This is a genomic window from Streptomyces lavendulae subsp. lavendulae (assembly GCF_002803845.1).
In the GTDB taxonomy this organism is placed as follows: Bacteria; Actinomycetota; Actinomycetes; order Streptomycetales; family Streptomycetaceae; genus Streptomyces; species Streptomyces lavendulae.
In genome coordinates this window covers 3,671,743-3,697,302 of record NZ_CP024985.1, presented here as the reverse complement: position 1 = coordinate 3,697,302, position 25,560 = coordinate 3,671,743, and the positions used below count along the sequence as shown (strand labels likewise).

The following is a 25,560-nucleotide window of genomic DNA, read 5'->3' as shown; positions in this document are numbered from 1 at the left end:
TGCGTGAGGGCAGAAGGCGCACTGCGACTGTGACGGTGTGCACTGACCGTTCAGGCGTCCAGGCGGCCGATCCGCCGCAGGACGTCCGGTCGGACGATCACCACCGTGCGGCGTCCGGTGGCGACGACGCCCCGGTCGCGGAAGTCCTTGAGCTGCCGTTGGACCATCTCGCGCGAGGCTCCGACGGCCCCGGCCAGCTCCTGCTTGGTCAGTGGCACGGTGATTTCCACCCCATCGGCCGTGGTCCGGCCGTGCGTACGGACGAGATCGAGCAGCAGGGTCGCCAGACGTTCCCGCACGCTCATGGAGGCGTGCGCCAGCTGGCGCCGGTCAGCCGCCCGGGTGCGGTCGGCGGTCAGCCCGATCAGGGTGAAGGCGGCGGAGGGGCAGCGGACCAGGAACTCGCGGAACGCGCGGTGGTCGATGGCCACGGCCCGGACCCGCTCCAGCGCCGTGACGGTGGCCGATCGCGGGCGGCCCGTGACGGCGGCCGATTCACCGACGATGTCGCCCGGGCCGCGCAACGCCAGCAGGGCCTGGTAGCCCGTCGCGGCCGAGGCGGTGACCTTGGTCCAGCCGGTGAGGATGAGCAGGACGTGCGTCGACGGCTCGTCCTGCTGGATCAGCGGGGTGCGCGGCTCGAAGTACAGCTCGCGCCCCAGTGCCCGTAACGCCGTGGCGTCCTCGTTCTCCAGGCGGGCCAGGAACGGGACGCGGTCGTCCAGTCCTCCGTCGCCCGGGAGGTATGCCGGATCCATGTGGCCCCCGATCCATCGCGGGCCGTCAATCTACTGACGGGAGACCCCTCCGGTCTGCGGAAACGGCAGGATTGGCGCCCGGACGCGGGTGCCGCCGACCGTCAGCCCCGCTCGCGCCGGCGGCGGAGGCGGTGGGTGAGGGGGACGGCCAGGAGGGTGAGGAGGGCCAGGACGGCGGCGGCCAGGCCTGGGGTGAGGCCCTTGGGGGTGAAGGTGCAGGAGACCTTGTCCGTGTCCGGGGGCAGGGGGACCGCGAGCAGGCCGTGGAAGGGGCGGACCGGGGCACTGCACTGCCAGCCGGGGACGGCCGTCACGGCCAGGACCGCGGTGCCGGTGGAGCCCTTGGGGAGGGTGGCCTCGACGGTGTGGCCGCCCGCGGTGACCTTCGTGGCGCCGGTGGCGGTGAGGTGGCCGACCGCCGCGTCCAGGGCGGGCCGGTCCAGGCAGCCGATGGGATGGGCCCCGGCGTCGGCGCCGCTGGTGCGGGTGTCGACGGTGACCTCCAGGCGGCCGGACGCCGGGACCGGGCCCAGGGGGAGGACGCCGCTCATGCGGTCCTCCAGCTGCCGCCGGGTGGCGCCCGCGTGGAGGGTGCCGTAGAGCTCGGGGGAGTACCAGTAGGCCTCGGAGCCCGGGGTGCACTGGGCCGCGTACGTCTGTGCGGTGGCGGTGCCGCCGCGGGTGACCTCGGGGACCTCGTAGACGGTGGCGCCGAGGACGGTCTCCTGGCGGGCGTAGACGCTGTCCGCCGGGTGGGGGGAGGTGTACGGGGTGGCGGGGCGGAGCGTGACCAGCGGCGGGGCGGGGGAGCGGGTGGCCGTCCAGCTGCCCGGGGTGGCGCCGGGGCGGACGCGGGCGCCGATCGAGAAGATCGCGTCGAGTACCGGGTTGTCGGCGCCGAAGAAGGTCCGGCCGTCGTTCTTGTAGCCGTAGCCGAGGGGTTCGAGGGCCTGGTAGGTGGCCTCGGGCAGGTAGCTGCTGTAGTACTGCGGCCCCTGCGCCCGCAGGGCCAGGCCGTCGTTGTACGAGGTCTGCGGCGCACCCGGATCCGTCCGGTACGCGGGCCAGCCGTCCACCTGCCGGACGGCCTGCCAGTGCTCGGTGATCGACCGGCTGGAGGTGGCGGCCGGCTTCGCCCAGCGTTCGCGGGCGCGGCGGGCGTCCGCGTTGGCCGCGGCGACGGTGGACTCGGCGAAGACCACCGCGACCATCAGCGCGGCGGCGACGGGGACGAGCACCCGGCGCCGCTCGCCCAGGGCGAGCAGCGTCAGGGCCAGCAGGGAGACGGCCCCGCCGCCCAGCACCGCGGGCCAGGTCCAGCCGCCGAAGTCGTCGGTGCGCCGGAGCACGAAGGTGGCCGTGACCAGGAGGGCGGCGGCCAGGGCCAGGTGCAGCGGGCGCGGCCGGTTGGCCAGCGCCAGCCAGGCCACGATGACCACCATGCCGCTGAAGACGAAGGCCTCGCGGTACGGATTGCCGTTCGGGACGGCCAGCCCGTGCCACACGTACTGGGTCGGCGGGAACTGGAAGGAGGCGACGACCAGCAGCGTCGCCGCCGCCCACACCAGACGGGTCTTCTTCGCGATCGCGGTGTTGAAGAGGAAGCTGCCCGCCAGGATCAGGCCCAGCGAGGCCACGTACAGGCGCGGCCGGCCGCCCCACAGGTGGGTGGCCGGGAGCATCCCGGCGAGGAAGACCTCGATGCGGACGGGGTCGAAGGCGGCCGCCTTCGTGGGCTGCGCCGCCCCGCTGGACAGGAACGACGGCAGCAGCAGCGGCAGGGTCAGCAGGATGCCCACCGCCGTGGCGGAGGCGGCCCGCCACAGCGCGCGCAGCCGCTGCGCGCCCGTCAGGTCCAGGGTGATCAGGCGGACGGCCAGCAGGACGCAGGCGGCCATCGTGGCCATCATGGCGGTGTAGAAGTTCCCGAACCACGCGAGGGCGACGAACAGGGCGACCCCCGGCCAGCGGCGCTGCTCCAGGCACCACTCGACGGCGATGCCGAGGAGCGGGAGCGCGACCAGGCCCCACAGCCACATCGGGATGTACGAGGCGTCGCTCAGCGCCCACCCGCACAGCCCGTACACGGCCCCGAGCACGCCCCGCTGCCACCAGGGGCCGGGCTGGAGCTTGCCCAGGTAGACGGTCATCAGCGCGGCGGCGGCGCCCATCGTGACCGGGGTGATCGCGAAGACCGCCAGGTCCACGTGCGCGCGCGGGACGAGGACGGCCAGCCAGGAGAAGGGGTTGCCGAGGTAGGTGTAGTAGTCGGACAGGAACTGCTGTCCGAAGCCGCCGCTCCAGCTGAACAGGACGTCGCCGGAGGCCTGGCCGTGGACCAGGTCCCACAGGGCGCGGTGGAAGGGCACGTACTGGTTGGCCTGGTCGTTGATGGCCCGGCCGGTGTTGCCGAAGGGGAAGCTGCCGCGCGCCGCCCAGGCCGCGCAGAAGGCGCCCGAGGTGACGAGGAAGGCCAGCAGGGGCCCGTAGAGGCGGCTCAGGCGCCCTCCGAGGCGTGATGACCCGGGGGTCCGGCCGCCGTCCGGGGGCGGGCTGTCCGCCGTCGTCGGCTCCGAGGTGACCGTCCCCAATGTCCTGCTCCTGGCGCTCGTACGTGTTTGGTCTGACTCGCTGGGATTCGCTGGCAGTGTAGTTCGCCCGCCCTACCACGCCGGTGTGAAGAGCGCACGGCCACCCCGCCTCGGGGGGCCCGCGCCCGTGTGGCGTCTGAGCTGTGCGGTCGTACGGGCCGCAGCGGTGCGGCTTATGTTTTGACCGGAGTGGATGCGGTGGGTACGCTCAGACCTTGTGCCTGGGGTGTGCCTGGGCTCCCGTGCGTGTCCATCAACCGCACGCGAGCCGCATCGGCCACCGCGATCCATGCGTTTCCGCGCTTGCGCGGAGGTCCGCCGGATCCGACACACCCGACCGCGTGGGTCGGCAAAGTTCCAGGTTAGCTTCACTACACGGCACACAGAAACCGGAGAAGTAGTGCCTACGATCCAGCAGCTGGTCCGTAAGGGCCGGCAGGACAAGGTCGAGAAGACAAAGACCCCCGCGCTTGAGGCTTCGCCCCAGCGTCGTGGCGTCTGCACGCGTGTGTTCACGACCACCCCGAAGAAGCCGAACTCGGCGCTCCGTAAGGTCGCGCGTGTGCGTCTGACCTCCGGCATCGAGGTCACCGCTTACATTCCGGGTGAGGGACACAACCTGCAGGAGCACTCGATCGTGCTCGTGCGTGGTGGCCGTGTGAAGGACCTGCCGGGTGTTCGTTACAAGATCATCCGCGGTGCGCTTGACACCCAGGCTGTCAAGAACCGCAAGCAGGCCCGCAGCCGCTACGGCGCCAAGAAGGAGAAGTAAGAATGCCTCGTAAGGGCCCCGCCCCGAAGCGCCCGGTCATCATCGACCCGGTCTACGCATCTCCTCTGGTGACCTCGCTCATCAACAAGATCCTCCTGAACGGCAAGCGCTCCACCGCCGAGCGCATCGTTTACGGCGCCATGGAAGGCCTCCGCGAGAAGACCGGCAACGACCCGGTCATCACGCTGAAGCGCGCGCTGGAGAACGTCAAGCCGTCCCTTGAGGTCAAGTCCCGCCGTGTCGGTGGCGCGACCTACCAGGTTCCCGTCGAGGTCAAGCCGGGTCGCCAGTCGACCCTGGCCCTCCGCTGGCTCGTGGGTTACTCCCGCGCCCGCCGCGAGAAGACCATGACCGAGCGCCTGATGAACGAGCTGCTCGACGCCTCGAACGGTCTTGGCGCTGCCGTCAAGAAGCGTGAGGACACGCACAAGATGGCCGAGTCCAACAAGGCCTTCGCGCACTACCGCTGGTAGTCCCAACCCACATCGAGACCGAGAGAAGACTGAGCCGATATGGCTACCACTTCGCTTGACCTGGCCAAGGTGCGCAACATCGGCATCATGGCCCACATCGACGCGGGCAAGACGACCACCACCGAGCGCATCCTGTTCTACACCGGTGTGTCGTACAAGATCGGTGAGGTCCACGACGGCGCTGCCACGATGGACTGGATGGAGCAGGAGCAGGAGCGTGGTATCACCATCACGTCTGCCGCTACCACCTGCCACTGGCCGCTCGAAGATGTTGACCACACCATCAACATCATCGACACCCCGGGTCACGTCGACTTCACCGTCGAGGTGGAGCGTTCGCTCCGCGTCCTCGACGGCGCCGTCACCGTGTTCGACGGTGTGGCCGGCGTCGAGCCGCAGTCCGAGACCGTTTGGCGTCAGGCGGACCGCTACGGCGTGCCGCGCATCTGCTTCGTCAACAAGCTCGACCGCACCGGCGCCGAGTTCCACCGCTGCGTCGAGATGATCAAGGACCGCCTCGGTGCGGTTCCGATCGTCATGCAGCTCCCCATCGGTGCCGAGGCCGACTTCCAGGGTGTCGTCGACCTCGTCACGATGAAGGCGTTCGTCTGGTCCGCCGAGGCGACCAAGGGCGAGATGTACGACATCGTCGACATCCCGGCCACGCACACCGAGGCTGCTGAAGAGTGGCGCGGCAAGCTGGTCGAGACCGTCGCCGAGAACGACGACGAGATCATGGAGCTCTTCCTGAACGGCGACGAGCCGTCCGTGGAGCAGCTGCACGCCGCCGTCCGTCGCATCATCCTCGGCTCCGGCAAGGGCAAGGGCGAGCCCACGATCACCGCGGTGTTCTGTGGCACGGCGTTCAAGAACAAGGGCGTCCAGCCCCTGCTCGACGCCGTCGTCCGCTACCTGCCGTCGCCGCTGGACATCGAGGCCATCGAGGGCCACGACGTCCGCGACCCCGAGGTCGTCGTGAAGCGCAAGCCGTCCGACGAGGAGCCCCTCGCCGCGCTCGCGTTCAAGATCATGAGCGACCCGCACCTCGGCAAGCTCACCTTCGTCCGGGTTTACTCGGGCCGCCTGGAGGCCGGCACTGCGGTGCTGAACTCCGTCAAGGGCAAGAAGGAGCGCATCGGCAAGATCTACCGCATGCACGCGAACAAGCGTGAGGAGATCGACTCGGTGGGCGCCGGCGACATCGTCGCCGTCATGGGCCTGAAGCAGACCACCACCGGTGAGACGCTGTGTGACGACAAGAACCAGGTGATCCTGGAGTCCATGGACTTCCCGGCCCCGGTCATCCAGGTCGCCATCGAGCCCAAGTCCAAGGGTGACCAGGAGAAGCTGGGTGTCGCCATCCAGCGTCTCGCGGAGGAGGACCCCTCCTTCCACGTTCACTCGGACGAGGAGACGGGCCAGACCATCCTCGGCGGTATGGGCGAGCTGCACCTTGAGGTGCTGGTCGACCGTATGAAGCGCGAGTTCAAGGTCGAAGCCAACGTCGGCAAGCCGCAGGTCGCGTACCGCGAGACCATCCGCGGCACCGTCGAGCGTCACGACTACACCCACAAGAAGCAGACCGGTGGTACCGGTCAGTTCGCCAAGGTGCAGATCGCGATCGAGCCCATCACCGAGGCCGACGGTCCGGCGTACGAGTTCGTGAACAAGGTCACCGGTGGCCGCGTGCCGAAGGAGTACATCCCTTCGGTCGACGCCGGTGCGCAGGAGGCCATGCAGTTCGGCATCCTCGCCGGCTACGAGATGACGGGCGTCCGCGTCACGCTTCTCGACGGTGGCTACCACGAGGTCGACTCCTCCGAGCTCGCGTTCAAGATCGCCGGTTCGCAGGCCTTCAAGGAGGCCGCGCGCAAGGCGTCCCCCGTGCTCATGGAGCCGATGATGGCCGTCGAGGTCACCACGCCCGAGGACTACATGGGTGACGTCATCGGCGACATCAACTCCCGCCGTGGCCAGATCCAGGCCATGGAGGAGCGCCACGGCGCTCGCGTCGTCAAGGGCCTCGTGCCCCTCTCGGAGATGTTCGGCTACGTCGGAGACCTCCGCAGCAAGACCTCGGGTCGCGCCAGCTACTCGATGCAGTTCGACTCCTACGCCGAGGTTCCCCGGAACGTCGCTGAGGAGATCATCGCGAAGGCCAAGGGCGAGTAACTCTTCCGAGTTCACGTTTTAGGCTTGCCACCGGAGCCTCTGGGGCAACAGGAGTAACCCTCCCGTTGCCCCGGGGGAACCGGCTATCCAGCAAAGATCACCTGGCGCCGATGATTCAAGGCGTACAGAACCACTCTCAGGAGGACCCCGTGGCGAAGGCGAAGTTCGAGCGGACTAAGCCGCACGTCAACATCGGCACCATCGGTCACATTGACCACGGTAAGACGACCCTCACGGCCGCCATTACCAAGGTGCTGCACGACAAGTACCCGGACCTGAACGCGGCCTCGGCGTTCGACCAGATCGACAAGGCTCCCGAGGAGCGCCAGCGCGGTATCACCATCTCCATCGCGCACGTCGAGTACCAGACCGAGGCGCGTCACTACGCCCACGTCGACTGCCCGGGTCACGCTGACTACATCAAGAACATGATCACCGGTGCCGCCCAGATGGACGGTGCCATCCTCGTGGTCGCCGCCACCGACGGCCCGATGCCGCAGACCAAGGAGCACGTGCTCCTGGCCCGCCAGGTCGGCGTTCCGTACATCGTCGTCGCCCTGAACAAGGCCGACATGGTGGACGACGAGGAGATCCTGGAGCTCGTCGAGCTTGAGGTCCGTGAGCTGCTCTCCGAGTACGACTTCCCGGGCGACGACCTGCCGGTCGTCCAGGTCTCCGCGCTCAAGGCGCTTGAGGGCGACAAGGAGTGGGGTGACAAGCTCCTCGGCCTGATGGACGCCGTGGACGAGGCCATCCCGACCCCGCCGCGTGACACCGACAAGCCGTTCCTGATGCCCGTCGAGGACGTCTTCACGATCACCGGTCGTGGCACCGTCGTCACCGGCCGCATCGAGCGTGGTGTCCTCAAGGTCAACGAGACCGTCGACATCATCGGCATCAAGACCGAGAAGACCACCACCACGGTCACCGGCATCGAGATGTTCCGCAAGCTGCTCGACGAGGGCCAGGCCGGTGAGAACGTCGGTCTGCTCCTCCGTGGCATCAAGCGCGAGGACGTCGAGCGCGGCCAGGTCATCATCAAGCCCGGTTCGGTCACGCCGCACACCGAGTTCGAGGCCGCTGCGTACATCCTGTCGAAGGACGAGGGTGGCCGTCACACCCCGTTCTTCAACAACTACCGCCCGCAGTTCTACTTCCGTACCACGGACGTGACCGGCGTCGTGACCCTCCCCGAGGGCACCGAGATGGTCATGCCGGGCGACAACACCGACATGACGGTCGCGCTGATCCAGCCGGTCGCCATGGAGGAGGGCCTGAAGTTCGCCATCCGTGAGGGTGGTCGTACCGTGGGCGCCGGCCAGGTCACCAAGATCACGAAGTAATTTCGTGCTCTGACCTGGTAGCTCGCGCGAGCGGGCACCATGTTCGGCAGAAGGGCCCCTTCCCCACCGCTCCGGCGGCGGGGGAGGGGCCCTTCTCCGTACCCCGGTAAAGAACACATAAAGCCCCTGTGAGAGGCTCACCGGCAGTTCGACCGGAATCGCACAAGGTGGGGAAGCATGGGGCAGCAGGACGACGGCAGACCGCGGATCTCCGACGAGGAGTGGGCCCGGTTCGCGGATCAGGTCGCGCGGGAGTCCGCGGACGCCCCGGCGGAGCCGTCGGCACGGGCGCGGATGGTCACCGAGCGGCTGCGCCGCGAGGAGGCGGAGCGGGCGGCCGGGCAGGGGCGCGGGCGGTTCGGCCGCCGCCGGCCGGTGCGCAACGATCCGCCGGGGTGGCGGACCGGGCCGGCCTGGCAGGAGATGGAAGGCCGGGGGAAGGCCAAGCGCAGGCTCAAGGCGGCCGCCGCGATCGTCTTCATCGCGGGGCTCGCGCTGGTCGTCGTACGCCCGGGGCTGGTGATCGACAAGCTGACCGGCAAGGCCGGGGCCCGTGAGCGGGCCGCCACGGCCGCGCCGCTGCCGGCCGAGTCCGTACGTCCGACCGCGGCCCCGGAGGCCGTGTACCCCGACCGTCCGACGCTCAAGGACCCCTTCCGGGGCTCGCCGGCACTCCAGTGGGCGGAGGGCGCCGCGGGCATCGAGGTCCCGCCGGCCACCGCGGTCGGGGGTATGACCGAGGACCAGGTCGCCGACGCGCTGGCGAAGGTGAAGCAGTTTCTGGTCGCCGCCAACCTGAACCCGGCGACGCTGCGCGGGGAGCGGCCGGAAGAGGCCCTGAAGCTGCTGGACCCGCAGGACGAGGAGTTGCGCAAGGAGCTGGACGAGTCCCTCCGGCAGCCGACGCGCGAGCACGACCCGCTGGACCTGTTCACCCGCTACGACCCGGCCGAGCTCAAGCCGGTGGGAGACGTGGTCAAGGTGCGGGGCCGGATGTGGGTGGAGCCGGGGGAGAAGGCCGGACAGGCCGAGGTGAAGGCGGACTTCTCCTTCGTCCACCCCTTCGTGAAGGTCAAGGGGAACCCGGAGGACGTCGCGCGCACGATCGTGCGGCGCGAGATCACCTTCTCGGTCGCCGATCCCGCCAGGTGGAAGGGGGTGCCCGGCGCCCTGCGGCTCGTGTCCTTCCGGCCGGACCTCGCCAACAGCGCCTGCGACCGGTACGACGGGTACCTGCACCCGTCCTTCTTCTCGGACCCCGCGGACAGCGGACCGGCACCCTCCGGATCGCCGGTCGACCCGTATGACCGCAGCAAGACCATCGAGGCGCGCGGGCAGGAGGAGTGCGGGACCGTCTCCCGCTCGTGATCAGCAGTCCGGCCTGGGAGAACCCCCGTAGGGCGAGGCGCGCGGCGCGGTTTGACGTGATCGCCCGGCGGGGTATTCTCTTCGGCCCGATTGGCCAGGTAGGTGTGTCGTATGGCAGACTACTCAAGTTGCTCGGTTGAGTGCCGATGCTGTGCGCCTCCCGCCGGGAGGACCGGAAGCGAGTCCCACAGTACTCGTCGTCCTTAATCTGCCTTTCGGGGCAGCAATGAGGGCGGACGTACGGGAATCTTCTGGGAAGTGTCAGCAGGGTGCTTACCAGGCACTCGGTGGGTGTTTCTCCCCCGATGCGCGGTCCGGGACCGCATCCCCTTGGACGAGGGAATTTCCGTATGGGAATTTTCTGTAGAGGGTGTGCGACACGCCCGACCGCGTGGGTCGGAGAGAAGCCGCGGGATCCGTCCCGCAGCCGACCGAGAGCCAGAGCGTTTCCACATACAGACAGGACTACGGAGTAGCCATGGCGGGACAGAAGATCCGCATCCGGCTCAAGGCCTACGACCACGAGGTCATCGACTCCTCGGCGAAGAAGATCGTCGAGACGGTGACCCGCACTGGTGCGTCGGTCGCAGGCCCGGTGCCGCTGCCCACTGAGAAGAACGTGTACTGCGTCATCAAGTCGCCGCACAAGTACAAGGACTCGCGCGAGCACTTCGAGATGCGCACGCACAAGCGCCTGATCGACATCCTCGACCCGACGCCCAAGACCGTTGACTCGCTGATGCGCCTGGACCTTCCGGCCGGCGTTGACATCGAGATCAAGCTCTGAGAGGCGTCGAGAAGATGGCAAAGCAGATCAAGGGCGTCCTGGGCGAGAAGCTCGGCATGACCCAGGTCTGGGACGAGAACAACCGTGTCGTCCCGGTGACCGTGGTCAAGGCCGGACCCTGCGTCGTTACCCAGGTCCGTACGAACGACATCGACGGCTACGAGTCGGTCCAGATCGCCTTCGGCGAGATCGACCCGCGCAAGGTGAACAAGCCCCTCAAGGGCCACTTCGCCAAGGCCGACGTGACCCCCCGCCGCCACCTGGTGGAGCTCCGCACCTCCGACGCCAGCGAGTACACGCTCGGCCAGGAGATCACTGCTGAGGTGTTCGAGTCCGGCGTCAAGGTTGACGTCACGGGCAACAGCAAGGGCAAGGGCTTCGCCGGTGTCATGAAGCGGCACAACTTCCGGGGCCTCGGCGCCGGTCACGGTGTGCAGCGCAAGCACCGCTCCCCCGGTTCGATCGGTGGCTGCGCCACCCCTGGGCGTGTCTTCAAGGGCATGCGCATGGCCGGTCGCATGGGTAACGAGCGCGTCACCACCCAGAACCTGACCATCCACGCGGTTGACGCGGAGAAGGGTCTGCTGCTCATCAAGGGCGCGGTCCCCGGTCCGAACGGCGGCCTCGTCCTGGTCCGTACCGCGGCCAAGGGGGCTTGAGGTAATGAGCACCATTGACATCCTTTCGCCGGCAGGCGACAAGGCCGGTACCGTCGAGCTCCCCGCGGAGATCTTCGACGCCAAGACCAGCGTTCCGCTGATCCACCAGGTCGTTGTCGCTCAGCTGGCTGCTGCCCGTCAGGGCACGCACAAGACCAAGACCCGTGGCGAAGTCCGTGGTGGTGGCCGCAAGCCATACCGCCAGAAGGGCACCGGCCGCGCCCGTCAGGGTTCGACCCGCGCTCCGCAGTTCGCAGGCGGTGGCGTCGTCCACGGCCCGCAGCCGCGTGACTACTCGCAGCGGACCCCGAAGAAGATGAAGGCCGCCGCCCTCCGCGGTGCCCTCTCGGACCGTGCGCGTCACTCCCGCATCCACGTCGTCACCGGCGTGGTCGAGGGTGCCGCCTCCACGAAGGCCGCCAAGACGCTGTTCGGCAAGATCTCGGAGCGCAAGAACCTGCTCCTGGTCGTCGACCGCAGCGAAGAGGCCGCGTGGCTGTCCGCCCGCAACCTGCCCCAGGTTCACATCCTGGAGCCGGGCCAGCTGAACACGTACGACGTGATCGTCTCTGACGACGTGGTCTTCACCCAGGCCGCTTTCGAGTCCTTCGTGTCTGGCCCCAAGGCCGATGAGACCGAAGGGAACGAGGCCTGATGTCTGAGGCGACCGTTACCAGCAAGACCTTCACCGACCCGCGCGACCTGCTGATCAAGCCGGTCGTCTCGGAGAAGAGCTACGCGCTGCTGGACGAGAACAAGTACACGTTCATCGTCGCGCCCGGCGCCAACAAGACCCAGATCAAGCAGGCCGTCGAGGCGGTCTTCTCGGTCAAGGTCACCGGGGTCAACACGATCAACCGTCAGGGTAAGCGCAAGCGCACCAAGACCGGTTTCGGCAAGCGTGCCAACACCAAGCGCGCCATCGTGACCCTTGCCGAGGGCAACCGTATCGACATCTTCGGCGGCCAGGCCTCCTAACGGAGGTCTAGTCGTCCGGAATCGGACGAGGACTGAGAAATGGGTATCCGCAAGTACAAGCCGACGACCCCGGGCCGTCGTGGCTCCAGCGTCGCCGACTTTGTCGAGATCACGCGGTCCACGCCGGAGAAGTCGCTGGTTCGCCCTCTGCACAGCAAGGGCGGCCGTAACAACACCGGCCGGATCACCGTTCGCCACCAGGGTGGTGGACACAAGCGCGCCTACCGCGTGATCGACTTCCGTCGTCACGACAAGGACGGCGTGCCGGCCAAGGTCGCGCACATCGAGTACGACCCCAACCGCACCGCGCGCATCGCGCTCCTGCACTACGCGGACGGCGAGAAGCGCTACATCATCGCGCCGAAGGCTCTGAAGCAGGGCGACCGGATTGAGAACGGCCCCACGGCCGACATCAAGCCCGGTAACAACCTGGCGCTCCGCAACATCCCGGTCGGTACCACGATCCACGCGATCGAGCTCCGTCCCGGTGGCGGCGCGAAGTTCGCCCGCTCGGCCGGTGCCTCCGTGCAGCTGCTGGCGAAGGAGGGCACGATGGCCCACCTTCGTATGCCGTCCGGTGAGATCCGTCTCGTCGACGCGCGCTGCCGCGCCACGGTCGGCGAGGTCGGCAACGCCGAGCAGTCGAACATCAACTGGGGCAAGGCCGGCCGCATGCGCTGGAAGGGCGTTCGCCCGTCCGTCCGCGGTGTCGCGATGAACCCGGTTGACCACCCGCACGGTGGTGGTGAGGGCAAGACCAGTGGTGGTCGCCACCCGGTCTCCCCGTGGGGTCAGAAGGAGGGTCGTACTCGCTCGCCGAAGAAGGCTTCGAGCAAGTACATCGTCCGCCGCCGCAAGACGAACAAGAAGCGCTAGGAGCGGGTTTAGATGCCGCGCAGTCTCAAGAAGGGGCCCTTCGTCGACGACCACCTCGTAAAGAAGGTGGACGTCCAGAACGAAGCCGGCACCAAGAACGTCATCAAGACCTGGTCCCGTCGCTCGATGATCATCCCCAGCATGCTGGGTCACACCATCGCGGTGCACAACGGCAAGACCCACGTCCCGGTGTTCGTCACCGAGTCGATGGTCGGCCACAAGCTCGGCGAGTTCTCGCCGACTCGCACCTTCCGCGGCCACGTCAAGGACGACCGGAAGTCGAAGCGCCGCTAAAGGCGGGGTGGTTATGACTATGACTTACACCGAAGGGACAACCATGGAAGCCAGGGCCCAGGCGCGGTACATCCGCGTCACGCCCATGAAGGCCCGCCGAGTGGTGGACCTTATCCGTGGCATGGATGCCACGGAGGCTCAGGCGGTCCTGCGTTTCGCCCCGCAGGCCGCGAGCGTGCCGGTCGGCAAGGTGCTGGACAGCGCCATTGCCAACGCCGCACACAACTACAACCACCCGGACGCCTCCACGCTGGTCATCAGCGAGGCGTACGTGGACGAGGGCCCGACCCTGAAGCGGTTCCGTCCGCGTGCCCAGGGCCGTGCCTACCGGATCCGCAAGCGGACCAGCCACATCACCGTGGTCGTCAGCAGCAAGGAAGGTTCCCGGTAATGGGCCAGAAGGTAAACCCGCACGGGTTCCGGCTCGGCATCACCACCGACTTCAAGTCGCGTTGGTACGCCGACAAGCTGTACAAGGACTACGTCAAGGAAGACGTCGCCATCCGTCGGATGATGACGTCCGGCATGGAGCGCGCCGGCATCTCGAAGGTTGAGATCGAGCGCACCCGTGACCGCGTGCGTGTGGACATCCACACCGCTCGTCCGGGCATCGTCATCGGCCGCCGTGGCGCCGAGGCCGACCGCATCCGCGGTGACCTCGAAAAGCTCACGGGCAAGCAGGTCCAGCTGAACATCCTCGAGGTCAAGAACCCCGAGCTCGACGCTCAGCTGGTTGCCCAGGCCGTGGCCGAGCAGCTCTCCTCCCGCGTCTCCTTCCGTCGTGCCATGCGCAAGAGCATGCAGGGCACGATGAAGGCCGGCGCCAAGGGCATCAAGATCCAGTGTGGCGGCCGTCTCGGCGGCGCCGAGATGTCCCGCTCCGAGTTCTACCGCGAGGGTCGTGTGCCGCTGCACACGCTGCGCGCGAACGTGGACTACGGCTTCTTCGAGGCCAAGACCACCTTCGGCCGTATCGGTGTGAAGGTCTGGATCTACAAGGGCGATGTCAAGAACATCGCCGAGGTTCGCGCCGAGAACGCTGCGGCCCGTGCGGGTAACCGCCCGGCCCGTGGCGCGCAGGGCGCTGGCGACCGTCCCGCCGGCCGTGGTGGCCGTGGTGGCGAGCGCGGCGGCCGTGGTGGCCGCAAGCCGCAGCAGGCTGCTGGTGTCGAGGCCCCCAAGGCCGACGCTCCCGCCGCCGCTCCGGCCGAGAGCACCGGAACGGAGGCCTGACCGACATGCTGATCCCTCGTAGGGTCAAGCACCGTAAGCAGCACCACCCGAAGCGCCGCGGTATGGCCAAGGGCGGTACTGAGGTCTCGTTCGGCGAGTACGGTATCCAGGCGCTCACCCCCGCCTATGTCACGAACCGCCAGATCGAGGCGGCTCGTATCGCGATGACCCGCCACATCAAGCGTGGCGGCAAGGTCTGGATCAACATCTACCCGGACCGCCCGCTGACGAAGAAGCCGGCCGAAACCCGCATGGGTTCCGGTAAGGGTTCTCCCGAGTGGTGGATCGCGAACGTGCACCCGGGTCGGGTCATGTTCGAGCTGTCCTACCCGAACGAGAAGATTGCTCGTGAGGCGCTCACCCGCGCTGCTCACAAGCTTCCGATGAAGTGCCGGATTGTTCGGCGCGAGGCAGGTGAGTCGTGATGGCGACGGGAACCAAGGCGTCCGAGCTGCGTGAGCTCGGCAACGAGGAGCTCGTTGGCAAGCTGCGCGAGGCCAAGGAGGAGCTGTTCAAGCTCCGCTTCCAGGCGGCCACGGGTCAGCTGGAGAACAACGGCCGGCTCAAGTCCGTCCGTAAGGACATCGCTCGCATCTACACCCTGATGCACGAGCGTGAGCTCGGTATCGAGACGGTGGAGAGCGCCTGATGAGCGAGAACAACGTGACTGAGAAGACCGAGCGCGGCTTCCGCAAGACCCGTGAGGGCCTGGTCGTCAGCGACAAGATGGACAAGACCGTCGTCGTCGCCGTCGAGGACCGCGTGAAGCACGCCCTGTACGGCAAGGTCATCCGCCGTACGAACAAGCTCAAGGCGCACGACGAGCAGAACGCTGCCGGCGTCGGCGACCGCGTCCTCATCATGGAGACGCGTCCGCTGTCGGCGAGCAAGCGCTGGCGCATCGTCGAGATCCTCGAGAAGGCCAAGTAAGCACCTGAGGGGTTTCCCTTAGGTTCGTTCCGCCAGGCTCGGTGGGGGCGGTAGCTCTTCGGAGTGAGGCCCCCGCCGGGAACCGGCAGACAAACAGGAGATACACGTGATCCAGCAGGAGTCGCGACTGCGTATCGCCGACAACACTGGTGCCAAGGAAATCCTTTGCATCCGTGTTCTCGGTGGTTCCGGTCGCCGCTACGCGGGCATCGGTGACGTCATCGTCGCCACCGTCAAGGACGCGATCCCCGGTGGCAACGTGAAGAAGGGTGACGTCGTCAAGGCGGTCATCGTTCGCACCGTCAAGGAGCGTCGCCGCCAGGACGGCTCGTACATCCGCTTTGACGAGAACGCCGCCGTCATTCTGAAGAACGACGGCGACCCTCGCGGCACCCGTATCTTCGGCCCGGTGGGCCGTGAGCTGCGCGAGAAGAAGTTCATGAAGATCATCTCGCTCGCGCCGGAGGTGCTGTAAGCATGAAGATCAAGAAGGGCGACCTGGTTCAGGTCATCACCGGTAAGGACAAGGGCAAGCAGGGCAAGGTCATCGCGGCCTTCCCCGCCAACGACCGCGTCCTCGTCGAGGGTGTCAACCGGGTCAAGAAGCACACCAAGGCCGGCCAGACCGCTGGTGGCTCGCAGACCGGTGGCATCGTGATCACCGAGGCGCCGATCCACGTCAGCAACGTTCAGCTGGTTGTGGAGAAGGACGGCCAGAAGGTCGTCACCCGCGTCGGTTTCCGCTTCGACGACGAGGGCAACAAGATCCGCGTTGCCAAGCGGACGGGTGAGGACATCTGATGGCTACCACTCCGCGTCTCAAGACGAAGTACCGCGAGGACATCGCGGGCAAGCTGCGTGAAGAGTTCTCCTACGAGAACGTCATGCAGATCCCCGGCCTCGTGAAGATCGTGGTCAACATGGGTGTGGGCGACGCCGCCCGCGACTCCAAGCTGATCGACGGCGCCATCAAGGACCTGACGACGATCACCGGTCAGAAGCCGGCCGTCACGAAGGCCCGCAAGTCCATCGCGCAGTTCAAGCTGCGCGAGGGTCAGCCGATCGGCTGCCACGTCACCCTCCGTGGTGACCGCATGTGGGAGTTCCTGGACCGTACGCTGTCGCTCGCGCTGCCGCGTATCCGTGACTTCCGTGGTCTGTCGCCGAAGCAGTTCGACGGCCGTGGCAACTACACCTTCGGTCTCACGGAGCAGGTCATGTTCCACGAGATCGACCAGGACAAGATCGACCGTACCCGGGGTATGGACATCACCGTGGTCACCACGGCGACCAACGACGCTGAGGGCCGCGCGCTCCTTCGTCACCTCGGCTTCCCCTTCAAGGAGGCGTAAGCGAGATGGCGAAGAAGGCTCTCATCGCGAAGGCTGCCCGCAAGCCCAAGTTCGGTGTGCGTGCGTACACCCGCTGCCAGCGCTGCGGTCGTCCCCACTCCGTGTACCGCAAGTTCGGCCTGTGCCGCGTGTGCCTTCGTGAGATGGCTCACCGTGGCGAGCTGCCGGGCGTGACCAAGAGCTCCTGGTAATTCCCTCTCGTCCGCAAGGACTTGAGGAGTACCAGGCACTCTCGGTAAGCATCTGGACGGCGGGTGCCCGGCCGCGCATGCCTTAGGCTTGTGTGGTTGGGCGTCCGCCGCCCATAACGACTTACTACGCCGTAGGTCCCCGCGCCGCACCCGTCCCGCCTCTGAGTGGGGAGAGGGATGGCGCATACAGGAAACCCCGGCGAGAGAGGCCGAAGGCCACTTCATGACCATGACTGACCCGATCGCAGACATGCTGACCCGTCTGCGTAACGCTAACTCGGCGTACCACGACACCGTGGTGATGCCGCACAGCAAGATCAAGTCGCACATCGCGGAGATCCTCAAGCAGGAGGGTTTCATCACCGGCTGGAAGGTCGAGGACGCCGAGGTCGGCAAGAACCTCGTCCTCGAGCTGAAGTTCGGGCCGAACCGTGAGCGCTCCATCGCGGGCATCAAGCGGATCTCGAAGCCCGGTCTGCGCGTGTACGCGAAGTCCACCAACCTGCCGAAGGTCCTCGGCGGCCTGGGCGTGGCGATCATCTCCACGTCCCACGGTCTCCTGACCGGCCAGCAGGCAGGCAAGAAGGGCGTAGGTGGGGAAGTCCTCGCCTACGTCTGGTAGTCGGGAACGGAGGAAAAGCAATGTCGCGAATCGGCAAGCTCCCCATCCAGGTTCCCGCCGGTGTGGACGTCACCATCGTTGGCCGCACGGTCGAGGTGAAGGGCCCCAAGGGTTCCCTCGCCCACACCGTCGCCGCGCCGATCGAGATCGTCAAGGGTGAGGACGGCGTTCTGAACGTCACCCGCCCGAACGACGAGCGTCAGAACAAGGCCCTGCACGGCCTGTCCCGCACGCTGGTGGCGAACATGATCACCGGCGTGACCACGGGTTACGTGAAGGCGCTCGAGATCAGCGGTGTCGGTTACCGCGTCGCCGCGAAGGGCTCCGACCTGGAGTTCCAGCTTGGTTACAGCCACCCGATCCTGATCGAGGCGCCCGAGGGCATCTCCTTCAAGGTCGAGTCGCCCACCAAGTTCTCGGTCGAGGGCATCGACAAGCAGAAGGTCGGCGAGGTCGCCGCCAACATCCGCAAGCTGCGGAAGCCCGACCCGTACAAGGCCAAGGGTGTCAAGTACGCCGGCGAGGTCATCCGCCGCAAGGTCGGAAAGGCTGGTAAGTAGCCATGGCATACGGTGTGAAGATCGCCAAGGGCGACGCGTACAAGCGCGCTGCCAAGGCTCGCCGCCACATCCGCATCCGCAAGAACGTCTCGGGTACGGCGGAGCGTCCGCGCCTCGTCGTGACGCGTTCGAACCGCAACATCGTTGCTCAGGTCATCGACGACCTCCAGGGCCACACCCTGGCGTCCGCGTCGACCCTGGACGCTTCGATCCGCGGTGGCGAAGGCGACAAGAGCGCCCAGGCCCAGGCTGTCGGCGCGCTCGTCGCCGAGCGTGCCAAGGCTGCGGGTGTCGAGACCGTCGTGTTCGACCGCGGTGGCAACCGATACGCCGGGCGCATTGCCGCTCTGGCTGACGCCGCCCGCGAAGCCGGGCTGAAGTTCTAAGCCCCGGTTCCGGGACTCACGGACGTAACAGAGAGAGGTAATCCAATGGCTGGACCCCAGCGCCGCGGAAGCGGTGCCGGTGGCGGCGAGCGGCGGGACCGGAAGGGTCGCGACGGTGGTGCTGCCGTCGAGAAGACCGCTTACGTTGAGCGCGTTGTCGCGATCAACCGTGTCGCCAAGGTTGTCAAGGGTGGTCGTCGCTTCAGCTTCACCGCGCTCGTCGTGGTGGGTGACGGTGACGGCACCGTAGGTGTCGGTTACGGCAAGGCCAAGGAAGTTCCCGCGGCCATTGCCAAGGGTGTCGAGGAAGCCAAGAAGAACTTCTTCAAGGTTCCGCGCATCCAGGGCACCATCCCTCACCCGATCACGGGCGAGCGTGCCGCGGGCGTCGTGCTGCTGAAGCCGGCCGCCCCCGGTACCGGTGTTATCGCCGGTGGCCCGGTGCGCGCCGTTCTGGAGTGCGCCGGCGTTCACGACATCCTGTCGAAGTCGCTCGGCTCGTCCAACGCGATCAACATCGTGCACGCGACCGTGGCGGCCCTCAAGGGCCTGCAGCGTCCCGAGGAGATCGCGGCTCGCCGTGGTCTGCCCCTTGAGGACGTCGCCCCCGCGGCCCTGCTTCGTGCGCGTGCTGGGGCGGGTGTCTAATGGCCCGCCTCAAGATCACGCAGACGAAGTCGTACATCGGCAGCAAGCAGAACCACCGCGACACGCTGCGTTCGCTCGGGCTCAAGCGCCTGAACGACGTCGTCGTCAAGGAGGACCGCCCCGAGTTCCGCGGAATGGTGCACACCGTCCGCCACCTCGTGACGGTTGAGGAGGTTGACTAACATGGCTGAGAGCAGCCCGCTGAAGGCCCACAACCTCCGTCCCGCCCCCGGTGCCAAGACCGCGAAGACCCGTGTCGGTCGTGGTGAGGCGTCGAAGGGTAAGACGGCAGGTCGTGGTACGAAGGGCCAGAAGGCCCGCTACCAGATCCCGCAGCGCTTCGAGGGTGGGCAGATGCCCCTCCACATGCGCCTGCCGAAGCTCAAGGGCTTCAAGAACCCGTTCCGCACCGAGTTCCAGGTTGTCAACCTGGACAAGCTCGGCGCTCTCTACCCCGAGGGTGGAGAGGTCACGGTGGCCGACCTGGTCGCCAAGGGCGCGGTTCGCAAGAACAGCCTCGTCAAGGTCCTGGGCCAGGGCGAGATCTCCGTGGCGCTGACGGTTTCGGTTGACGCCGTCTCCGCCTCCGCCAAGGAGAAGATTGCCGCTGCCGGCGGCACCGTCACCGAGCTCGTCTAAGACGAAACTCTTGTGACAAATAGCTAGAAACCCGACCGGGGATGCCTCACATATGGGGCATCCCCGGTTGGTCGTTCCACGGGGGGCACACTCGCCGGTAAGGTGGCGTGCACCTTTGCTCGTACGTATTCGTCGATCCCTCAGACCGTCACCTCTGACGCAGTAGCGCGGGGGTCGCAGGAGGCACCGTGCTCACCGCGTTCGCCCGGGCGTTCAAGACGCCCGACCTGCGCAAGAAGCTGCTCTTCACGCTCGGCATCATCGTGCTGTATCGGCTCGGGTCCCACATCCCGGTACCCGGCGTGAGCTACAAGAACGTTCAGATCTGTGTCGACTCGATGGGCACCAGCAACAGCCTCTTCGGTCTCGTCAACATGTTCAGCGGCGGTGCGCTGCTGCAGATCACGATCTTCGCGCTCGGCATCATGCCGTACATCACCGCCAGCATCATCCTGCAGCTGCTGACCGTGGTCATCCCGAAGCTGGAGAACCTCAAAAAAGAGGGGCAGTCCGGCACGGCGAAGATCACTCAGTACACGCGCTATTTGACGGTCGCGCTCGCGATCCTGCAGGGCACCGGCCTGGTCGCCACCGCGCGTACCGGCGCCCTGTTCGGTAGCTGCCCGGTCGCTCGGGAGATCGTCCCGAACCACTCGATCTTCACCACGGTCGTCATGGTGATCACCATGACCGCCGGCACCTGTGTCGTCATGTGGCTCGGTGAGCTGATCACCGACCGCGGCATCGGCAACGGCATGTCGATCCTCATGTTCATCTCCATCGCCGCCGGTTTCGTCGGCGCGCTGTGGACGATCAAGCTCCAGGGCAAGATCGCTGGAGGCTGGGTCGAGTTCGGCGTGGTCATCCTGGTCGGTCTCGCGATGGTCGCCCTGGTGGTCTTCGTCGAGCAGGCGCAGCGCAGGATCCCTGTTCAGTACGCCAAGCGCATGATCGGCCGCCGGGCTTACGGCGGTACGTCCACCTACATCCCGCTCAAGGTGAACCAGGCCGGTGTCATCCCGGTCATCTTCGCCTCGTCGCTGCTGTACATCCCGGCACTGATCGTGCAGTTCAGCGGCTCGCAGGCCGGCTGGGCGACCTGGATCCAGAAGCACTTCGTCAAGGGCGACCACCCGTACTACATCGCCGCCTACTTCCTCCTGATCGTCTTCTTCGCGTTCTTCTACGTGGCGATCTCGTTCAACCCCGAGGAAGTTGCCGACAACATGAAGAAGTATGGTGGGTTCATCCCGGGCATCCGCGCCGGCCGGCCCACCGCCGAGTACCTGAGCTACGTACTCAACCGGATCACCTGGCCGGGGTCGCTGTACCTGGGTCTGATCGCTCTCGTGCCGACAATGGCGTTGGCGGGCTTCGGGGCGAACCAGAACTTCCCGTTCGGCGGGACGAGCATCCTCATCATCGTGGGTGTGGGTCTGGAAACCGTGAAGCAGATCGAGAGCCAGCTCCAGCAGCGCAACTACGAAGGGTTCCTCCGCTGATGCGAATCGTCCTCGTCGGGCCCCCCGGTGCGGGCAAGGGAACGCAGGCCGCGTTCCTTGCCAAGAACCTGTCGATCCCGCACATCTCCACGGGCGACCTGTTCCGCGCCAACATCAGCCAGAACACCGAGCTGGGCCGGCGCGCGAAGGCGTTCATGGACGCCGGTGACCTCGTCCCCGACGAGATCACCATCGGCATGGCCAAGGACCGCATGGAGCAGCCGGACGCCGCGAACGGCTTCCTGCTCGACGGCTTCCCGCGCAACGTCTCCCAGGCCGAGGCCCTGGACGAGATGCTCAAGGGTGCGGGCATGAAGCTCGACGCCGTCCTCGACCTGGAGGTCGAGGAGGACGAGGTCGTCAAGCGCATCGCGGGCCGGCGGATCTGCCGCCTGGACTCCTCGCACGTCTTCCACGTGACGTACGCGGCGCCGAAGGTCGAGGGTGTCTGCGACACCTGCGGCGGCGAGCTGTACCAGCGCGACGACGACTCCGAGGCCACGGTCCGCAACCGGCTGGAGGTCTACCACACGCAGACCGAGCCGATCATCGACTACTACAAGTCGCAGGGCCTCCTGGTGACGATCGCCGCCCTCGGTGAGGTGCACGAGATCACCAAGCGGGCGATGGACGCCCTCAAGAAGTAGTACCCCTGTCGTACAGGTACGGCCGCGGTGTCCCCAGGGCATCGCGGCCGTACTGTTGAGAAGACCCGTTTCGAAGCTGGAAGGCACGCCCCATGGTGCAGATCAAGACCCCCGAGCAGATCGCGAAGATGCGAGAGGCGGGGCTGGTCGTCGCAGCGATCCACGCGGCGACCCGCGAGGCGGCCGTTCCGGGCGCCACGACGCGTGATCTGGACATGGTGGCCCGCAAGGTGATCGCGGACGCCGGGGCCAAGTCGAACTTCCTCGGCTACGGCGGTTTCCCCGCGACCATCTGCACCTCGGTGAACGAGGTCGTCGTCCACGGCATCCCGGACGACAAGACGGTCCTCAAGGACGGCGACATCATCTCCATCGACGCCGGGGCCATCGTGGACGGCTGGCACGGCGACGCGGCGTACACGGCCTTCGTGGGCACGGGTCACGCTCCGGAGCTGGTGGAGCTCTCCCGGGTCACCGAGGAGTCCATGTGGGCCGGTATCGCGGCGATGAAGCTCGGCAACCGCCTGGTGGACATCTCGAAGGCGATCGAGGGGTACATCAAGCGCCAGCCGCGGCCGTCCACGGGTGAGCACAGCCTCGGCAAGTTCGGGATCATCGAGGACTACGGCGGCCACGGCATCGGTTCCGAGATGCACATGGACCCGCACCTGCTGAACTACGTCTCGCGCAAGCGGGGCAAGGGCGTCAAGCTGGTCCCGGGCCTGTGCCTGGCGATCGAGCCGATGGTCTCCCTGGGCACCGCCCAGACGGAGGTACTGGCGGACGACTGGACGGTCATCACGACGGACGGCACCTGGTCCTCGCACTGGGAGCACTCCATCGCCCTGACCGAAGCCGGTCCCATCGTCCTGACCAGCCCGGACTGTGGCAAGGCAAAGCTGGCGGAGTACGGGGTCACCACGGCTCCCGACCCTCTGGCGTAATGATCTACACTCTGGGGCAAACTTTCCGGATTCGTCTTTCTGGGTGCCCTGACGTAGACTGACTCGTCGGCTCTCGTGCACTTCCATGCCTGCATGGCGCGCGAGGCCGATCAAGGTAGCCGATTCGAAGGGCGAAGCGTGGCCAAGAAGCAAGGTGCCATCGAAATCGAGGGCACCGTGATCGAGTCCCTCCCGAACGCGATGTTCAAGGTGGAACTGCAGAACGGTCACAAGGTCCTCGCGCACATCAGCGGCAAGATGCGCATGCACTACATCCGCATCCTCCCGGATGACCGGGTCGTCGTGGAGCTGTCTCCGTACGACCTCACGCGTGGCCGGATCGTCTACCGATACAAGTAGATCTTGTCCTCACTCCTGCCTGGGCATCCGTCCCGGTGCGGGTGGTGGCACTGACCCGGAGAACCTCACCAACATGAAGGTCAAGCCGAGCGTCAAGAAGATCTGCGACAAGTGCAAGGTGATCCGCCGTCACGGTCGGGTCATGGTCATCTGCGACAACCTGCGCCACAAGCAGCGCCAGGGCTGACGCACGCCGACCGACCTGCCTTCCGCAGTTCTTCGCGCGACGTAAGAAAACGTACATACGCAGAACCCGCCCAGCCCTGAGAGGGGCCGGCGGCACCTCCGGCGGGGGCCGGGGACCCGGACGTACCACCACCCATCAGGGTGGTCGGCGGTCGGGAGTGGTTCTGCGGAAGACCCCCGAACACACAGGAGCCATTTGTGGCACGCGTTTCCGGTGTTGACATCCCGCGCGAAAAGCGCGTGGAGATCGCACTCACCTACGTCTTCGGTATCGGGCGCACCCGGTCCAAGGAGATCCTCGCCTCCACCGGCGTGAACCCGAACACCCGCGTTCGTGACCTGGCCGAAGAGGACCTCGTCAAGATCCGCGAGTACGTGGACGCCAACCTCCGTACCGAGGGTGACCTCCGCCGCGAGATCCAGGGCGACATCCGCCGCAAGATCGAGATCCAGTGCTACCAGGGCATCCGCCACCGTCGCGGCCTCCCGGTGCACGGTCAGCGCACCAGCACGAACGCGCGTACCCGCAAGGGCCCGCGTCGCGCGATCGCCGGTAAGAAGAAGCCGGGCAAGAAGTAGTCCTGTTCAGCGGTCTTGCGCTGTAGGACCGACCACCTCCCGTAGGAGATTTAGATGCCCCCCAAGGGTCGTCAGGGCGCTGCCAAGAAGGTGCGCCGCAAGGAAAAGAAGAACGTCGCTCACGGGCACGCCCACATCAAGAGCACGTTCAACAACACGATCGTCTCGATCACGGACCCCTCGGGCAACGTGATCTCCTGGGCCTCCGCCGGCCACGTCGGCTTCAAGGGCTCGCGCAAGTCCACCCCCTTCGCCGCGCAGATGGCCGCCGAGTCGGCCGCCCGCCGCGCGCAGGAGCACGGCATGCGCAAGGTCGACGTCTTCGTCAAGGGTCCGGGCTCCGGCCGCGAGACCGCGATCCGCTCCCTCCAGGCCACCGGCCTTGAGGTCGGCTCGATCCAGGATGTCACCCCCACCCCGCACAACGGCTGCCGCCCGCCGAAGCGCCGCCGCGTCTGACGCAGCGGACGCCCCTGTGCGTTCTTGAGTGTCCGGGCGGTACGAACCCTTCGGGGGACGTGCCGCCCGTACCCTTGTAAGTCCGCGGTCCCCGGACCGCACCCGTCGGGCGTCAAATAGTGGGCGTCCACGACTGAAGGAACACAGACATGCTTATCGCTCAGCGTCCTTCGCTGACCGAAGAGGTCGTCGACGAGTACCGCTCGCGGTTCGTGATCGAGCCGCTGGAGCCGGGCTTCGGCTACACCCTCGGCAACTCCCTGCGCCGTACCCTCCTGTCCTCCATCCCGGGTGCCGCTGTCACCAGCATCCGCGTGGACGGCGTCCTGCACGAGTTCACCACCGTGCCGGGCGTCAAGGAAGACGTCACGGACATCATCCTCAACATCAAGCAGCTGGTCGTCTCCTCGGAGCACGACGAGCCGGTCGTGATGTACCTGCGCAAGCAGGGTCCCGGCCTGGTCACCGCTGCCGACATCGCGCCCCCGGCCGGTGTCGAGGTGCACAACCCGGACCTGGTCCTCGCCACGCTCAACGGCAAGGGCAAGCTGGAGATGGAGCTGACCGTCGAGCGCGGTCGCGGCTACGTCTCCGCCGTCCAGAACAAGCAGCTGGGCCAGGAGATCGGCCGCATCCCGGTCGACTCCATCTACAGCCCGGTCCTCAAGGTCACCTACAAGGTCGAGGCGACCCGAGTCGAGCAGCGCACCGACTTCGACAAGCTGATCGTCGACGTCGAGACCAAGCAGGCCATGCGCCCGCGCGACGCCATGGCGTCCGCCGGCAAGACCCTGGTCGAGCTGTTCGGTCTGGCCCGCGAGCTCAACATCGACGCCGAGGGCATCGACATGGGCCCCTCGCCGACGGACGCGGCCCTGGCCGCCGACCTGGCGCTGCCGATCGAGGAGCTGGAGCTCACCGTTCGGTCGTACAACTGCCTCAAGCGCGAGGGCATCCACTCCGTGGGTGAGCTCGTCGCCCGCTCCGAGGCCGACCTGCTCGACATCCGCAACTTCGGTGCGAAGTCGATCGACGAGGTCAAGGCGAAGCTGGCCGGCATGGGCCTGGCCCTCAAGGACAGCCCGCCCGGATTCGACCCGACCGCCGCCGCCGACGCCTTCGGCGCCGACGACGACGCGGACGCCGGTTTCGTCGAGACCGAGCAGTACTAAGCAGCACCCGTAGATCTTTCCCGCGGCATCCGCCTCGGGGGAACTGACACCGGTACCTGACACGGCCGGTGCAGATATG

Annotated in this window: 36 protein-coding genes; 34 read left to right on the top strand and 2 right to left on the bottom strand. The window is 66.9% G+C overall.

Features of this window, described 5'->3' with window-relative positions:
• Positions 1-50 precede the first annotated feature (50 nt).
• Complete coding sequence (locus SLAV_RS15825) at positions 51-758, bottom strand: Crp/Fnr family transcriptional regulator (protein ID WP_030230616.1); 708 nt, start codon at positions 756-758, stop codon at positions 51-53.
• A gap of 101 nt (positions 759-859) precedes the next feature.
• Positions 860-3,349, bottom strand: a complete 2,490-nt coding sequence (locus SLAV_RS15820; RefSeq protein ID WP_234333630.1) for a YfhO family protein — start codon at positions 3,347-3,349, stop codon at positions 860-862.
• 400 nt (positions 3,350-3,749) lie between these two features.
• On the opposite strand from SLAV_RS15820, the gene rpsL reads away from it, so the two are divergent.
• From rpsL to SLAV_RS15645, 34 genes are all read left to right on the top strand, one after another.
• Entirely contained in the window at positions 3,750-4,121 is a 372-nt protein-coding gene (rpsL, locus tag SLAV_RS15815; protein ID WP_007265893.1) for a 30S ribosomal protein S12, read from the top strand.
• Positions 4,122-4,123: 2 nt separating this feature from the next.
• A complete protein-coding gene (rpsG, locus tag SLAV_RS15810; protein ID WP_007265894.1) occupies positions 4,124-4,594 on the top strand; it encodes a 30S ribosomal protein S7 in 471 nt (156 codons plus the stop codon).
• A 39-nt stretch (positions 4,595-4,633) separates the two neighbouring features.
• Positions 4,634-6,766, top strand: coding sequence for an elongation factor G (fusA, locus tag SLAV_RS15805; protein WP_030230624.1), 2,133 nt, complete (start codon positions 4,634-4,636; stop codon positions 6,764-6,766).
• Positions 6,767-6,915: 149 nt separating this feature from the next.
• The gene (tuf, locus tag SLAV_RS15800; protein ID WP_030230628.1) at positions 6,916-8,109 is read left to right on the top strand and encodes an elongation factor Tu; all 1,194 of its coding nucleotides are present in this window, start codon (positions 6,916-6,918) and stop codon (positions 8,107-8,109) included.
• A gap of 177 nt (positions 8,110-8,286) precedes the next feature.
• Positions 8,287-9,477: a hypothetical protein gene (locus SLAV_RS15795; RefSeq protein WP_030230631.1), complete on the top strand. Its 1,191-nt coding sequence runs from the start codon at positions 8,287-8,289 to the stop codon at positions 9,475-9,477.
• Positions 9,478-9,955: 478 nt separating this feature from the next.
• Positions 9,956-10,264: a 30S ribosomal protein S10 gene (rpsJ, locus tag SLAV_RS15790; protein WP_003948644.1), complete on the top strand. Its 309-nt coding sequence runs from the start codon at positions 9,956-9,958 to the stop codon at positions 10,262-10,264.
• Positions 10,265-10,278: 14 nt separating this feature from the next.
• Positions 10,279-10,923, top strand: coding sequence for a 50S ribosomal protein L3 (rplC, locus tag SLAV_RS15785; RefSeq protein WP_007265899.1), 645 nt, complete (start codon positions 10,279-10,281; stop codon positions 10,921-10,923).
• Positions 10,924-10,927: 4 nt separating this feature from the next.
• Positions 10,928-11,578, top strand: coding sequence for a 50S ribosomal protein L4 (gene rplD, locus SLAV_RS15780; RefSeq protein ID WP_030230635.1), 651 nt, complete (start codon positions 10,928-10,930; stop codon positions 11,576-11,578).
• On the top strand, positions 11,578-11,901 hold the full coding sequence (gene rplW, locus SLAV_RS15775) for a 50S ribosomal protein L23 (RefSeq protein ID WP_007265901.1): 324 nt from the start codon (positions 11,578-11,580) through the stop codon (positions 11,899-11,901). The genes rplD and rplW overlap by 1 nt, the downstream gene beginning before the upstream one ends.
• Positions 11,902-11,940: 39 nt before the next feature.
• The gene (rplB, locus tag SLAV_RS15770) at positions 11,941-12,777 is read left to right on the top strand and encodes a 50S ribosomal protein L2 (RefSeq protein WP_008739715.1); all 837 of its coding nucleotides are present in this window, start codon (positions 11,941-11,943) and stop codon (positions 12,775-12,777) included.
• Between the two features lie 12 nt (positions 12,778-12,789).
• Complete coding sequence (rpsS, locus tag SLAV_RS15765; RefSeq protein ID WP_008739713.1) at positions 12,790-13,071, top strand: 30S ribosomal protein S19; 282 nt, start codon at positions 12,790-12,792, stop codon at positions 13,069-13,071.
• Between the two features lie 43 nt (positions 13,072-13,114).
• Entirely contained in the window at positions 13,115-13,462 is a 348-nt protein-coding gene (gene rplV / locus SLAV_RS15760) for a 50S ribosomal protein L22 (protein WP_007265904.1), read from the top strand.
• On the top strand, positions 13,462-14,304 hold the full coding sequence (gene rpsC, locus SLAV_RS15755; RefSeq protein WP_030230639.1) for a 30S ribosomal protein S3: 843 nt from the start codon (positions 13,462-13,464) through the stop codon (positions 14,302-14,304). The genes rplV and rpsC overlap by 1 nt, the downstream gene beginning before the upstream one ends.
• A gap of 5 nt (positions 14,305-14,309) precedes the next feature.
• Positions 14,310-14,729 (top strand): 50S ribosomal protein L16, encoded by a 420-nt coding sequence (gene rplP, locus SLAV_RS15750; protein ID WP_030026326.1) that lies wholly within the window; start codon positions 14,310-14,312, stop codon positions 14,727-14,729.
• Positions 14,729-14,953 (top strand): 50S ribosomal protein L29, encoded by a 225-nt coding sequence (gene rpmC, locus SLAV_RS15745; RefSeq protein WP_008739703.1) that lies wholly within the window; start codon positions 14,729-14,731, stop codon positions 14,951-14,953. The genes rplP and rpmC overlap by 1 nt, the downstream gene beginning before the upstream one ends.
• Positions 14,953-15,234, top strand: coding sequence for a 30S ribosomal protein S17 (rpsQ, locus tag SLAV_RS15740; RefSeq protein ID WP_030008467.1), 282 nt, complete (start codon positions 14,953-14,955; stop codon positions 15,232-15,234). Before rpmC ends, rpsQ begins: the two co-directional genes overlap by 1 nt.
• Before the next feature lie 106 nt (positions 15,235-15,340).
• Positions 15,341-15,709, top strand: a complete 369-nt coding sequence (gene rplN, locus SLAV_RS15735; protein WP_008739701.1) for a 50S ribosomal protein L14 — start codon at positions 15,341-15,343, stop codon at positions 15,707-15,709.
• Between the two features lie 2 nt (positions 15,710-15,711).
• The gene (gene rplX / locus SLAV_RS15730; RefSeq protein ID WP_030230645.1) at positions 15,712-16,035 is read left to right on the top strand and encodes a 50S ribosomal protein L24; all 324 of its coding nucleotides are present in this window, start codon (positions 15,712-15,714) and stop codon (positions 16,033-16,035) included.
• Positions 16,035-16,586: a 50S ribosomal protein L5 gene (gene rplE, locus SLAV_RS15725; protein WP_030008469.1), complete on the top strand. Its 552-nt coding sequence runs from the start codon at positions 16,035-16,037 to the stop codon at positions 16,584-16,586. Before rplX ends, rplE begins: the two co-directional genes overlap by 1 nt.
• 5 nt (positions 16,587-16,591) lie before the next feature.
• A complete protein-coding gene (locus tag SLAV_RS15720; RefSeq protein ID WP_003956452.1) occupies positions 16,592-16,777 on the top strand; it encodes a type Z 30S ribosomal protein S14 in 186 nt (61 codons plus the stop codon).
• A 223-nt stretch (positions 16,778-17,000) separates the two neighbouring features.
• Positions 17,001-17,399, top strand: a complete 399-nt coding sequence (gene rpsH / locus SLAV_RS15710) for a 30S ribosomal protein S8 (RefSeq protein WP_007265911.1) — start codon at positions 17,001-17,003, stop codon at positions 17,397-17,399.
• Between the two features lie 20 nt (positions 17,400-17,419).
• Positions 17,420-17,959, top strand: coding sequence for a 50S ribosomal protein L6 (gene rplF, locus SLAV_RS15705; protein ID WP_030230649.1), 540 nt, complete (start codon positions 17,420-17,422; stop codon positions 17,957-17,959).
• A 2-nt stretch (positions 17,960-17,961) separates the two neighbouring features.
• Complete coding sequence (gene rplR / locus SLAV_RS15700; protein WP_030026334.1) at positions 17,962-18,345, top strand: 50S ribosomal protein L18; 384 nt, start codon at positions 17,962-17,964, stop codon at positions 18,343-18,345.
• A 45-nt stretch (positions 18,346-18,390) separates the two neighbouring features.
• Complete coding sequence (gene rpsE, locus SLAV_RS15695; protein WP_030230653.1) at positions 18,391-18,993, top strand: 30S ribosomal protein S5; 603 nt, start codon at positions 18,391-18,393, stop codon at positions 18,991-18,993.
• Entirely contained in the window at positions 18,993-19,175 is a 183-nt protein-coding gene (rpmD, locus tag SLAV_RS15690; protein WP_005313525.1) for a 50S ribosomal protein L30, read from the top strand. The genes rpsE and rpmD overlap by 1 nt, the downstream gene beginning before the upstream one ends.
• 1 nt (position 19,176) lies before the next feature.
• Positions 19,177-19,632: a 50S ribosomal protein L15 gene (rplO, locus tag SLAV_RS15685; protein ID WP_030230657.1), complete on the top strand. Its 456-nt coding sequence runs from the start codon at positions 19,177-19,179 to the stop codon at positions 19,630-19,632.
• Positions 19,633-19,820: 188 nt separating this feature from the next.
• Positions 19,821-21,134, top strand: coding sequence for a preprotein translocase subunit SecY (gene secY / locus SLAV_RS15680; RefSeq protein WP_030230660.1), 1,314 nt, complete (start codon positions 19,821-19,823; stop codon positions 21,132-21,134).
• Positions 21,134-21,781: an adenylate kinase gene (locus tag SLAV_RS15675; protein WP_030230663.1), complete on the top strand. Its 648-nt coding sequence runs from the start codon at positions 21,134-21,136 to the stop codon at positions 21,779-21,781. The genes secY and SLAV_RS15675 overlap by 1 nt, the downstream gene beginning before the upstream one ends.
• 92 nt (positions 21,782-21,873) lie before the next feature.
• A complete protein-coding gene (map, locus tag SLAV_RS15670; RefSeq protein ID WP_030230667.1) occupies positions 21,874-22,725 on the top strand; it encodes a type I methionyl aminopeptidase in 852 nt (283 codons plus the stop codon).
• A gap of 138 nt (positions 22,726-22,863) precedes the next feature.
• Positions 22,864-23,085: a translation initiation factor IF-1 gene (gene infA, locus SLAV_RS15665; protein WP_003956442.1), complete on the top strand. Its 222-nt coding sequence runs from the start codon at positions 22,864-22,866 to the stop codon at positions 23,083-23,085.
• 73 nt (positions 23,086-23,158) lie between these two features.
• Positions 23,159-23,272, top strand: coding sequence for a 50S ribosomal protein L36 (gene rpmJ, locus SLAV_RS15660; protein ID WP_003956441.1), 114 nt, complete (start codon positions 23,159-23,161; stop codon positions 23,270-23,272).
• Positions 23,273-23,469: 197 nt separating this feature from the next.
• On the top strand, positions 23,470-23,850 hold the full coding sequence (rpsM, locus tag SLAV_RS15655) for a 30S ribosomal protein S13 (RefSeq protein ID WP_007265919.1): 381 nt from the start codon (positions 23,470-23,472) through the stop codon (positions 23,848-23,850).
• Positions 23,851-23,904: 54 nt separating this feature from the next.
• Entirely contained in the window at positions 23,905-24,309 is a 405-nt protein-coding gene (gene rpsK / locus SLAV_RS15650) for a 30S ribosomal protein S11 (protein ID WP_003956432.1), read from the top strand.
• A 149-nt stretch (positions 24,310-24,458) separates the two neighbouring features.
• Complete coding sequence (locus SLAV_RS15645; protein WP_007265920.1) at positions 24,459-25,481, top strand: DNA-directed RNA polymerase subunit alpha; 1,023 nt, start codon at positions 24,459-24,461, stop codon at positions 25,479-25,481.
• Positions 25,482-25,560 lie beyond the last annotated feature (79 nt).

Excerpts from the sequence above, each read along its gene's own strand:
- rplO (WP_030230657.1), top strand. The coding sequence starts at position 19,177 with ATGGCTGAGAGCAGCCCGCTGAAGGCCCACAACCTCCGTCCCGCCCCC.
- rpsK (WP_003956432.1), top strand. The coding sequence starts at position 23,905 with ATGCCCCCCAAGGGTCGTCAGGGCGCTGCCAAGAAGGTGCGCCGCAAG.
- rplV (WP_007265904.1), top strand. The coding sequence starts at position 13,115 with ATGGAAGCCAGGGCCCAGGCGCGGTACATCCGCGTCACGCCCATGAAG.
- rpsH (WP_007265911.1), top strand. The coding sequence starts at position 17,001 with ATGACCATGACTGACCCGATCGCAGACATGCTGACCCGTCTGCGTAAC.
- rplE (WP_030008469.1), top strand. The coding sequence starts at position 16,035 with ATGGCTACCACTCCGCGTCTCAAGACGAAGTACCGCGAGGACATCGCG.
- rplD (WP_030230635.1), top strand. The coding sequence starts at position 10,928 with ATGAGCACCATTGACATCCTTTCGCCGGCAGGCGACAAGGCCGGTACC.
- fusA (WP_030230624.1), top strand. The coding sequence starts at position 4,634 with ATGGCTACCACTTCGCTTGACCTGGCCAAGGTGCGCAACATCGGCATC.
- rpmJ (WP_003956441.1), top strand. The coding sequence starts at position 23,159 with ATGAAGGTCAAGCCGAGCGTCAAGAAGATCTGCGACAAGTGCAAGGTG.
- SLAV_RS15645 (WP_007265920.1), top strand. The coding sequence starts at position 24,459 with ATGCTTATCGCTCAGCGTCCTTCGCTGACCGAAGAGGTCGTCGACGAG.
- rplW (WP_007265901.1), top strand. The coding sequence starts at position 11,578 with ATGTCTGAGGCGACCGTTACCAGCAAGACCTTCACCGACCCGCGCGAC.
- rplX (WP_030230645.1), top strand. The coding sequence starts at position 15,712 with ATGAAGATCAAGAAGGGCGACCTGGTTCAGGTCATCACCGGTAAGGAC.
- rpmD (WP_005313525.1), top strand. The coding sequence starts at position 18,993 with ATGGCCCGCCTCAAGATCACGCAGACGAAGTCGTACATCGGCAGCAAG.
- rplB (WP_008739715.1), top strand. The coding sequence starts at position 11,941 with ATGGGTATCCGCAAGTACAAGCCGACGACCCCGGGCCGTCGTGGCTCC.
- rpsS (WP_008739713.1), top strand. The coding sequence starts at position 12,790 with ATGCCGCGCAGTCTCAAGAAGGGGCCCTTCGTCGACGACCACCTCGTA.
- SLAV_RS15675 (WP_030230663.1), top strand. The coding sequence starts at position 21,134 with ATGCGAATCGTCCTCGTCGGGCCCCCCGGTGCGGGCAAGGGAACGCAG.
- rpsG (WP_007265894.1), top strand. The coding sequence starts at position 4,124 with ATGCCTCGTAAGGGCCCCGCCCCGAAGCGCCCGGTCATCATCGACCCG.
- SLAV_RS15795 (WP_030230631.1), top strand. The coding sequence starts at position 8,287 with ATGGGGCAGCAGGACGACGGCAGACCGCGGATCTCCGACGAGGAGTGG.
- rplC (WP_007265899.1), top strand. The coding sequence starts at position 10,279 with ATGGCAAAGCAGATCAAGGGCGTCCTGGGCGAGAAGCTCGGCATGACC.
- SLAV_RS15825 (WP_030230616.1), bottom strand. The coding sequence starts at position 758 with ATGGATCCGGCATACCTCCCGGGCGACGGAGGACTGGACGACCGCGTC.
- SLAV_RS15720 (WP_003956452.1), top strand. The coding sequence starts at position 16,592 with ATGGCGAAGAAGGCTCTCATCGCGAAGGCTGCCCGCAAGCCCAAGTTC.
- rpsJ (WP_003948644.1), top strand. The coding sequence starts at position 9,956 with ATGGCGGGACAGAAGATCCGCATCCGGCTCAAGGCCTACGACCACGAG.
- rplF (WP_030230649.1), top strand. The coding sequence starts at position 17,420 with ATGTCGCGAATCGGCAAGCTCCCCATCCAGGTTCCCGCCGGTGTGGAC.
- rpsE (WP_030230653.1), top strand. The coding sequence starts at position 18,391 with ATGGCTGGACCCCAGCGCCGCGGAAGCGGTGCCGGTGGCGGCGAGCGG.
- rpsQ (WP_030008467.1), top strand. The coding sequence starts at position 14,953 with ATGAGCGAGAACAACGTGACTGAGAAGACCGAGCGCGGCTTCCGCAAG.
- rpsC (WP_030230639.1), top strand. The coding sequence starts at position 13,462 with ATGGGCCAGAAGGTAAACCCGCACGGGTTCCGGCTCGGCATCACCACC.
- rplP (WP_030026326.1), top strand. The coding sequence starts at position 14,310 with ATGCTGATCCCTCGTAGGGTCAAGCACCGTAAGCAGCACCACCCGAAG.
- map (WP_030230667.1), top strand. The coding sequence starts at position 21,874 with ATGGTGCAGATCAAGACCCCCGAGCAGATCGCGAAGATGCGAGAGGCG.
- rplR (WP_030026334.1), top strand. The coding sequence starts at position 17,962 with ATGGCATACGGTGTGAAGATCGCCAAGGGCGACGCGTACAAGCGCGCT.
- rpmC (WP_008739703.1), top strand. The coding sequence starts at position 14,729 with ATGGCGACGGGAACCAAGGCGTCCGAGCTGCGTGAGCTCGGCAACGAG.